The 8,972-nt window shown below is 71.6% G+C and carries 11 protein-coding genes; 7 read left to right on the plus strand and 4 right to left on the minus strand.

Annotated elements, in window-relative coordinates; all coding sequences use genetic code 11:
- Positions 1 to 47: 47 nt before the first annotated feature.
- The gene (locus AB0J52_RS17090) at positions 48 to 1,052 is read right to left on the minus strand and encodes an aldo/keto reductase family protein (protein ID WP_500182548.1); all 1,005 of its coding nucleotides are present in this window, start codon (positions 1,050 to 1,052) and stop codon (positions 48 to 50) included.
- 128 nt (positions 1,053 to 1,180) lie between these two features.
- Complete coding sequence (locus tag AB0J52_RS17095; RefSeq protein WP_500182549.1) at positions 1,181 to 1,768, minus strand: DUF3043 domain-containing protein; 588 nt, start codon at positions 1,766 to 1,768, stop codon at positions 1,181 to 1,183.
- Positions 1,769 to 1,901: 133 nt separating this feature from the next.
- Here AB0J52_RS17095 and AB0J52_RS17100 point away from each other — a divergent pair, with 133 nt between their 5' ends.
- The 5 genes from AB0J52_RS17100 to AB0J52_RS17120 all read left to right on the plus strand — a co-directional run bounded on the left by AB0J52_RS17100 (position 1,902) and on the right by AB0J52_RS17120 (position 5,441).
- Positions 1,902 to 2,738 (plus strand): PspA/IM30 family protein, encoded by an 837-nt coding sequence (locus AB0J52_RS17100; RefSeq protein WP_500182550.1) that lies wholly within the window; start codon positions 1,902 to 1,904, stop codon positions 2,736 to 2,738.
- Complete coding sequence (gene pspAA, locus AB0J52_RS17105) at positions 2,735 to 3,013, plus strand: PspA-associated protein PspAA (protein WP_500182551.1); 279 nt, start codon at positions 2,735 to 2,737, stop codon at positions 3,011 to 3,013. The genes AB0J52_RS17100 and pspAA overlap by 4 nt, the downstream gene beginning before the upstream one ends.
- Positions 3,014 to 3,111: 98 nt before the next feature.
- Positions 3,112 to 4,029 (plus strand): zinc metalloprotease HtpX, encoded by a 918-nt coding sequence (gene htpX / locus AB0J52_RS17110; protein ID WP_500182552.1) that lies wholly within the window; start codon positions 3,112 to 3,114, stop codon positions 4,027 to 4,029.
- Positions 4,029 to 4,598, plus strand: coding sequence for a PspA-associated protein PspAB (gene pspAB, locus AB0J52_RS17115; RefSeq protein ID WP_500182553.1), 570 nt, complete (start codon positions 4,029 to 4,031; stop codon positions 4,596 to 4,598). Before htpX ends, pspAB begins: the two co-directional genes overlap by 1 nt.
- Positions 4,599 to 4,673: 75 nt before the next feature.
- Entirely contained in the window at positions 4,674 to 5,441 is a 768-nt protein-coding gene (locus AB0J52_RS17120; protein WP_500182554.1) for a maleylpyruvate isomerase family mycothiol-dependent enzyme, read from the plus strand.
- Positions 5,442 to 5,534: 93 nt separating this feature from the next.
- On the opposite strand, the gene nadA is transcribed toward AB0J52_RS17120, so the two are convergent.
- A complete protein-coding gene (nadA, locus tag AB0J52_RS17125; protein ID WP_500182555.1) occupies positions 5,535 to 6,689 on the minus strand; it encodes a quinolinate synthase NadA in 1,155 nt (384 codons plus the stop codon).
- A gap of 253 nt (positions 6,690 to 6,942) precedes the next feature.
- On the opposite strand from nadA, the gene AB0J52_RS17130 reads away from it, so the two are divergent.
- Entirely contained in the window at positions 6,943 to 7,305 is a 363-nt protein-coding gene (locus tag AB0J52_RS17130; protein WP_500182556.1) for a HesB/IscA family protein, read from the plus strand.
- Positions 7,306 to 7,581: 276 nt separating this feature from the next.
- The gene (locus AB0J52_RS17135) at positions 7,582 to 8,556 is read left to right on the plus strand and encodes a carbohydrate kinase family protein (protein WP_500182557.1); all 975 of its coding nucleotides are present in this window, start codon (positions 7,582 to 7,584) and stop codon (positions 8,554 to 8,556) included.
- A gap of 167 nt (positions 8,557 to 8,723) precedes the next feature.
- Here AB0J52_RS17135 and AB0J52_RS17140 read toward each other — a convergent pair whose 3' ends face one another.
- Complete coding sequence (locus AB0J52_RS17140) at positions 8,724 to 8,948, minus strand: sulfurtransferase TusA family protein (RefSeq protein ID WP_500182558.1); 225 nt, start codon at positions 8,946 to 8,948, stop codon at positions 8,724 to 8,726.
- Positions 8,949 to 8,972 lie beyond the last annotated feature (24 nt).

An 8,972-nucleotide genomic window follows, 5' to 3' on the forward strand; every position in this document is an offset into this window, starting at 1 on the left:
CGGGGGACCGGGGAGGCGGCGGGGACGCCGGGGGCGCCCCCGCCCGGTCACGGCCGGGTCGCGGGGCTCTGGATCTTGGCGGTGTCGCGCTCGACCAGCGGGCCGACGACGTCGTCGATGCGCTTGAGGACGTCGGCGTCCAGCTTCACCCCGGCGGCCTTCACGTTGTCCCTGACCTGTTCGGGCCGGGACGCGCCGACGATCGCCGACGAGACGTTCGGGTTCTGCAGGGTCCAGGCGATGGCGAGCTGGGCCATGCTGAGGCCCAGCTCCTCCGCGATCGGCCGGAGCTCCTGGACGCGCCGCAGCACCTCGTCCCGCATGAACCCGGCGATCATGTCCGCGCCCCGGCCCTCGCGGTCGGTGGCGCGGGAGCCCGCGGGCGGCTCCTGGCCGGGGAGGTACTTGCCGGTCAGCACGCCCTGCGCGATGGGCGACCAGACGATCTGCCCGATGCCCTCGCGCTCGCACAGCGGGACGACCTCGGGCTCGATGACCCGCCACAGCATGTTGTACTGCGGCTGGTTCGACACGATCCGGTCGAAGCCCATCTCGTCGGCGATCTTCAGAGCGCGCTCGATCTCCTCCGGACGCCACTCCGACACGCCGACGTAGAGCACCTTGCCCTGCCGGACCAGGTCGTCGAAGGCGCGCAGGGTCTCCTCGAGCGGCGTCTCGTGGTCGAACCGGTGGGCCTGGTAGAGGTCCACGTAGTCGGTCTGCAGCCGCCGCAGCGAGGCGTGGACCGACTCGAAGACGTGCTTGCGCGACAGGCCGCGGTCGTTCTGGCCGGGACCGGTCGGCCAGTAGACCTTGGTGAAGATCTCCAGGCTCTCGCGGCGCTGCCCCTTCAGGGCGCGTCCGAGCACCTCCTCGGCCCGCGTCCCGGCGTACACGTCGGCGGTGTCGAAGGTGGTCACGCCCTCGTCGAGGGCCGCCGCCACGCAGGCGCGCGCGGCGTCCTCCTCGACCTGCGAGCCGTGGGTGAGCCAGTTGCCGTACGAGATTTCGCTGATCTTCAGGCCGCTGCGGCCGAGGTGTCGGAATTCCATGATCCGACCCTACGACGCGTCCGGACCCCGGTCGGCGGGGCGTGTTCCCGCCATCTCCCCGCCCTGGTCCGGCCCGCGCTGGCCTGGCCCGCGCCGGGGCGGCGGCCCCGGGTCATCGCGGCCCGGTATCAGCTCTTGGGCATCCAGGAGGTGTCGCCGATCTCGTGCTGCGGGCGGGGCTGGCGGAGCCGGCGGACCTGCATCGCGCGCATCCCCACGTAGACGCCGAGGCCCTTGCGGTCCTCGTCCGGGAAGTGCTCGGCGGCGAGCTTGTTCATGCCGCGCGCCAGCAGGAGGCCCTCGACGAACACCACGAGCAGCACCAGCGGCGGGACGAACAGCATCGCCAGCCGGACGGCCGGGATCGGCACGAAGTTCAGCACCAGCAGCGCCAGCAGCGCGTACATGAGGTAGGAGCTGACGGTGCGGCGCGAGTCGACGTAGTTGCGGGCCATCCGGCGGACCGGGCCCCTGTCGCGCTTGAGCAGGTGCCGCTCCTCGCCCCGCGCCATGCCCTCACGGGCCTGGGCGCGCTCGGCGGCCTGCTTCTCCCGCAGCCTCTTGTAGGCCTCCTTGCGGTTCTGCGGCGCCGTGATGGGCTGACGCCTCCGCTTCTCGGCGTCCTTGCGCTTGGGCGTGGGGCGGCCCTTGCCCCCGGGCTTGACCGCTACAGGGGAAGGAGCCTCGGGGGCTTCCTGGGTACGACGTCGGAACACGGAACTCAGCCTACCGGCTGCGAACATCGTGGCTGCCTCGCGCGTTAACGCGTAGGGTGATAAGAACCCCAGCAGTGGTCATTGAGCCCAGTATTGACTGGGTCAGCCAGCACGAAGGGACCGGCGCCGCGCGATGAGCGTGATGAAGCGAATGTCGATGATCTTCAAGTCCAAGGCGAACAAAGCCCTGGACAAGATGGAGGATCCTCGGGAGACCCTGGACTACTCCTACCAGCGTCAGCTGGAGATGCTGCAGAAGGTCCGGCGGGGCGTGGCGGACGTCGCGACCTCGCGCAAGCGCCTGGAACTCCAGATCAACCAGCTGGAGCAGCAGCAGAACAAGCTGACCGACCAGGGCCGCAAGGCCCTCCAGGTCGGCCGCGAGGACCTGGCCCGCGAGGCGCTGACGCGCCGCTCCGGCCTGGACTCGCAGCTCAACGACCTGCGGGCGCAGTACCAGCAGCTCCAGGGCGAGGAGGAGAAGCTCACCCTCGCCTCGCAGCGGCTGCAGGCGAAGGTCGACTCCTTCCGCACCCGCAAGGAGACGATCAAGGCCACCTACACGGCGGCCGAGGCGCAGACCAAGATCAACGAGGCGTTCTCCGGCATCTCCGAGGAGATGGGCGACGTCGGCCTCGCGATCCAGCGCGCCGAGGAGAAGACCGAGAACATGAAGGCGCGCGCCGGCGCGATCGACGAGCTGCTGGCCTCCGGCGCCCTCGAGGACTTCTCCGGTCCGCGCGACGACATCCAGGCCGAGCTCGACCGCATGGGCTCCGGCCCGGGCGTCGACGCCGAGCTGGAGGCGCTGAAGGCCGAGCTCGGCCAGGGCACCCCGCAGAAGGAGCTCAACCCCGGCCAGGGCGCCCCGGCGCACCAGCCGAACCAGCAGGCCGCTCCCCAGGCCGCGCCGCACGGCCAGCCGCAGGGCCAGGGCCAGTGGCCGCAGCAGCCGGGAGGCCACCAGTGATCGTCCGCATCATGGGCGAGGGCCAGCTCGACGTCGCCGCCGAGGACCTGGTCGTGCTGAACGCCCTCGACGACGCGCTCGAGTCGGCCATCGAGTCGGGCAGCGAGGACGAGTTCCGCAAGGCCCTGCACGGGCTGCTGGAGAACGTCCGCAAGGTCGGCCGGGCGCTGCCGGCCGACAGTCTGGAGCCGTCGGAGCTGATCCTGCCGCCGGCGGACGCCAGCATCGACGAGGTGAGCGCCATGCTCGGCGACGAGGGGCTCATCCCGGACTAGCGCGGCGTCCGGTCCCGGCACGAACGCCGGGGCCCGGACGTTGTACCGGTGGGTAGCACGTACCGGTGAGCACCACAGGGGGACGGGAGAAGAGGAAGATGGCCCGCACGCGTTACGCCTCCGACCGGGGGCTGACGTCGCGCATGCTCGTGACGATGTTCCTGCTGGGGCTGGTCTACGTCGCGTTCGTGACGGCGTTCTTCGTGATCTCTCCGAAGCTGGGCGTGATCGGCCTGGTCGCCGCCCTGGTCTTCCTGTTCGTCCAGTACTTCTTCTCCGACAAGATCACCAAGTTCGCGATGCACGCTCGCGAGGTCTCCCCGGAGGAGGCCCCCGAGCTGCACGGCGTGGTCGACCGCATCTGCGCGATGTCCGACGCGCCCAAGCCGCGGGTCGCGATCGCCGACACCGACGTGCCGAACGCCTTCGCCACCGGCCGCAACCAGAAGAACGCGGTCGTGTGCGTCACCACCGGCCTGCTGCGCCGGCTCGACCCGGTGGAGCTCGAGGGCGTCCTCGCCCACGAGATGGCGCACGTCGCGCACCGGGACGTGGCGGTCATGACGATCGCCTCCTTCCTCGGCATCTGCGCCGGGCTGCTCACCCGGATCGGGCTGGAGTTCGGCCTGTGGGGCGGCTTCAACCGGCGCAACAACGACAACAACGCCGCGGTGATGCTGATGGCCGTGGTCGCGGTCAGCGCCGTCGCCTACGCGATCAGCTTCCTGCTCACCCGCGCGCTGTCGCGGTACCGGGAGCTGTCGGCCGACCGCGCCGCCGCGCTGCTGACCGGCCGCCCGTCCGCCCTGGCCAGCGCGCTCACCAAGGTCACCGGCGAGATCGCCCGGATCCCGACCAACGACCTGCGCGCGGCCCAGCCGTTCAACGCCTTCTTCTTCACCCCGGCGTTCGGCAAGGGCTTCAGCGTCTCGCAGCTGTTCTCCACGCACCCGACGCTGGACAAGCGGCTCGAGCAGCTCAACAAGATCTCCGGCGAGCTCAGCAGGGGAGTGTGATGGGGTTCCTGGACGCCCTGCTCGGCCGGTCCAAGCCGGTCAAGCCCGATCTCGACGCGCTGTTCGGCCTCAGCAACGCCGCGGTCACCCTGGAGGCCGCGGCGGGGTTCACCCCCACCGGGCTCGGCTCGGTGTGCTTCCGGGCCGCCGAGGGCGGCGCGTTCGCCCAGCTCCAGAAGGACGCGGTCGAGCTGCTGAACTCCGGCGACACGCCGCAGGTCGAGATCAGCCAGGACTCCTTCGGCTACACCTGGCTGCTGTCCCGGCACAGCCCGGACGACGTGCCGGGCCTCGTCACCGACCTGCACGCGGTCAACTCCACGCTGGAGGCGGGCGGTTTCGGCCCGCACCTGCTGTGCTCCCTGGTCGGCTTCAAGGGCCCGGACGGGCAGCGCCTCGCGCTGGTCTACCTGTACAAGCGCGGCACCTTCTACCCGTTCGCCCCGCTGGCCGGCAACCGCCGCGACAACGCCCTGGAGATCCAGACGCGCGGCGCGGTCGGCGCCGACCTGAAGTTCGAGGACGACCTCGGCCGCTGGTTCCCGGTCTGGGGAGCCCCCGGCCTCTGACCCGGCCGCCCCGGCCCGCCCGGCCCACTCCCGACCTCGGGCCCCGTCTCCGATCCGCGCCTCCCGGAGGACGCCATGTGGACGCACGAGCGGTACTGCGACGCGACCGGGCAGGAGGCCGCCGCCTTCGCGGAGGCGCTGCGAGATGCCGATCCGGACGCGCCGGTGCCGACCTGCCCCGGCTGGACGGTCCGTGACCTGGCGCACCACCTGGGCATGACGCAGCGCTGGGCGGAGATGCTGGTCCGCACGCTCGCGCCCGGCCGCCTCCCGAAGAGCCAAGCCGGGAAGCCGCCCGAAAGCGACGCGGACCTGGCGTCCTGGTTCGCCGAGGGCGGCGCGGCGCTGGTCGCGACGCTGCGCGCCGCCGACCCGGACGCCGGGATGTGGTCGTGGGCCGGTGACCAGCACGCGCGGTTCTGGTCGCGGCGGATGCTCTTCGAGACCGCGGTGCACCGCGCCGACCTGTTCCTCGCCCTGGGCCGGGGCTTCGCACTGTCCGGCGAGACCGCCGCCGACGGCGTGGACGAGTTCCTCGCGAACCTGCCGTACACCACGCCGTTCGCCCCGAAGGTCGGTCAACTGCGCGGGGACGGCCAGACGCTCGCGTTCACCGCCGCCGACACCGGCGACCGCTGGACGGTCGCCCTGGAGAAGGACCGCTTCGGGTGGCGGCGTGCCAGCGCCGCCGACGACGTCCACGCCGACGCGGCGCTGCGGGCCTCCACCGCGTCCGACCTGTACCTCTTCTTCTGGGGGCGGCTCGGGGTCGACCGGCCCGGGATCTCCGCCGCGGGTGACGGGGAACTGCTGGCCCGCTGGGTGGAGAACTCCGCGATCTGAGCCTCCCGAACCGCTCAGGGCGGCCACCTGTGCCGTCCCCCGATCAGGGGCGCGGCCGGTGACCGCCCGGAGCGGCGAACCACGGCGGAGGGGTTAGGGGAGGGCCAGCATCTGGTCGAGGGCGAGGCGGGCGTAGTGGGCGGTGTCCGGGTCGACCTCGATCCGGTTGACGACCTCGCCGCGCGCCAGGGACTCCAGCGACCAGACCAGGTGCGGCAGGTCGATGCGGTTCATGGTCGAGCAGAAGCAGACCGTCTTGTCGAGGAACATGACGTTCTTGTCCGGGTGCGCGTTCGCCAGCCGCCGGACCAGGTTCAGCTCCGTGCCGACCGCCCAGGACGACCCGGCCGGGGCGTTCTCGATCGTCCGGATGATGTACTCGGTGGAGCCGATCTGGTCGGCGTTGGTGACGACCTCGTGCTTGCACTCGGGGTGGACGAGCACGTTCACGCCGGGCACGCGCCGCCGGACGTCCTCCACCGAGTCGAGGCTGAACCGGCCGTGCACCGAGCAGTGCCCGCGCCAGAGGATCATCCGCGCGTCCCGGAGCTGCCGACCGCTCAGGCCGCCTTCGCGACGGTGCGGGCTGTAGACGACGCAGTCGTCCAGCGAGAGCCCCATCTCCAGGACGGCCGTGTTGCGCCCCAGGTGCTGGTCGGGCAGGAACAGCACCTTCGAGCCCTTGCTGTAGGCCCAGTCCAGCGCGCGCTTGGCGTTGGACGAGGTGCAGACCACGCCGCCGTGCCGGCCGACGAACGCCTTGATGTCGGCGGAGGAGTTCATGTAGGTCACCGGCACGACGTCCTCCGCGATCCCGGCGTCCTCCAGCACCTCCCAGCACTCCTCGACCTGGTCGAAGGTGGCCATGTCGGCCATGGAGCAGCCCGCCGCCAGGTCCGGCAGGACCACCTGCTGGTGGGCGGCGGTGAGGATGTCGGCGGACTCGGCCATGAAGTGGACGCCGCAGAACACCACGTAGGGGGCGTCCGGACGGGCCGCGGCCTGCTGGGCGAGCTTGAACGAGTCGCCGGTCACGTCCGCGAACTCGATCACCTCGTCCCGCTGGTAGTGGTGGCCCAGCACGAACACCTCGCCGCCGAGGGCGGCCTTGGCGGCGCGGGCGCGCTCCACCAGCTCCGGGTCGGACGCGGGCGGCAGCTCGCCGGGACAGTCGACCCCGCGCTCGCTGGCGGGGTCGGAACCCGTGCCGAGCAGCAGCAACGGAAGATCGCGTACGGGGGTGGTCACGGGATGCTCCCTCCTGCGACGGCCCTTATCGTCGCTTTGACGACTAATCCTCGCACATCCGCGCCGCGCCGCACCCGGGGTGTGAGCGAGGTCTCCTCGTGAAAGACTGGCGGGAGATGGAATGGGCATAGGCCGGGGTACGTTGTTCTCACAACAGGAGTCCGCGGAAACCGCGAGCGGTACCGCGGGCCGTCCTCCAGGAACTGTGAAGTAACGTCGCCTCGGCGGCGCTGTAGACCCGGGAGCACACCACATGACGGTTTCGGGCGAGACCACGCAGGAGACCACGCAGCAGGGCGTCGTGCTGACCGACGCCGCGGCCGAGAAGGCGAAGGGCCTGCTGGAGCAGGAGGGGCGCGACGACCTGGCCCTCCGCGTCGCGGTCCAGCCGGGCGGCTGCTCGGGCCTGATCTACCAGCTGTTCTTCGACGAGCGCGAGATGGACGGCGACGTCGTCCAGGACTTCGAGGGCCTGTCGGTCCGCGTCGACCGGATGAGCGCCCCGTACCTGACCGGCGCCACCATCGACTTCGTCGACAGCATCGAGAAGCAGGGCTTCACGATCGACAACCCCAACGCCTCGGGCTCCTGCGCCTGCGGCGACTCGTTCAACTAGGAACGGGCCCCGAAAGGCCGGTGCGGATCCACGCGCCGGCCTTTTCGCATGCCCGCGAGGCTTCCGCCGCGCGGAACACTCCGCTCCTCGCCCGCCGGGACTGCGGGGCCGGGGGGCGGCGGTGCCGGCGGGGCGGCGGGGACGGCGGGGCGTCCAAGTGGCCCCTGTAGGACTCCCCGCGTCCGTTGCGCGGGCCACGGCTCCGGGAAGTAGCCTCTTGGGGTTGTCCTACAGCCGGTGACAAGCCGGACGCCACACCACGAGGAGAGCGACGCCGTGCGCATCGCCGTAACCGGATCCATCGCGACCGACCATCTGATGACCTTCCCGGGTCGCTTCACCGACCAGCTGATGCCCGACCAGCTCGACCGGGTGTCGCTGTCGTTCCTGGTGGACGAGCTGGAGATCCGCCGCGGCGGCGTCGCGGCCAACATCTGCTTCGGGATGGGCAGCCTCGGCCTGACGTCCTACCTGGTCGGCTCGGTGGGCGACGACTTCGCCGACTACCGGTCGTGGCTGGAGCGGCACGGCGTTGACTGCGACTCGGTGCACATCTCCGAGCTGCACCACACCGCGCGCTTCCTGTGCACCACCGACCAGGACCAGAACCAGATCGCCAGCTTCTACACCGGCGCGATGAGCGAGGCCCGCGAGATCGAGCTGCGGCCGGTCGCCGACCGCGTCGGCGGGCTGGACCTGGTCCTGGTCAGCCCGAACGACCCGCAGGCCATGCTCCGGCACAGCGACGAGTGCCGCACCCGGGGCATCCCGTTCGCCGCCGACCCGTCCCAGCAGCTCGCGCGGATGGACGGGATCGACGTCCGCCGCCTCCTCGACGGCGCCGCGTACCTGTTCACCAACGAGTACGAGAAGGCCCTCTGCGAGGAGAAGACCGGCTGGTCCGACGCCGAGATCCTGGAGCGGGTCGGCGTCCGGATCACCACCCTCGGCGCCAAGGGCACCGTGATCGACCGCGCGGGCGAGCAGGGGCTGCACGTCCCCGGCGTCGTCGTGGACAAGGTCGTCGACCCGACCGGCGGCGGCGACGCCTTCCGCGCCGGCTTCCTCACCGCGACGGCCTGGGGCCTGCCGCTGGAGCGCGCCGCGCAGGTCGGCAACCTGGTCGCCGCGCACGCCCTGGAGGTCCCCGGCGGCCAGGAGTACACGATCGTCAAGGAGCGCTTCCTGGCCCGCTTCGCCGGAACCTACGGCGACGAGGCCGCCGCCGAGGTCGGCGCCCACCTCGCCTGAGCGACGCCGCGACCTCAGCCGGCCGCCCGTGACCGCGGCGGCCGGCGCGAAGAACGCGTGATCTTAGCCCCGGGCGCGACGCCGAAGGCGCGCACCCGGGGCTCAGGCCGTTGAACCGGGCTTCACGCGCCCGCCCGAGCTCCAGGGGGGCGCGCACAGGGGCCGCCCTAGTAGGAGCGGCGGATGTGGAAGCCCCAGCCGCCCTGGGGGAGGGGCTCCTCCCAGACGAACTCCTGCGACTTCATCCGGCACCAGGCCGGGACGTCGGTGTGCGCGGCGGGGTCGTCGGCGAGGACGGCGACGACCTGCCCGACCGGGATCTCCCGGATCCGCTCGGCCAGCATGATGATCGGGATCGGGCACTTGCGGCCCAGCGCGTCGATCACCAGCACCGGCGGGGTGGCCCCGGGCGGTGC

Origin of the sequence: Spirillospora sp. NPDC049652 (assembly GCF_040675125.1) — a bacterium.
Taxonomy (GTDB): Bacteria; Actinomycetota; Actinomycetes; order Streptosporangiales; family Streptosporangiaceae; genus Spirillospora.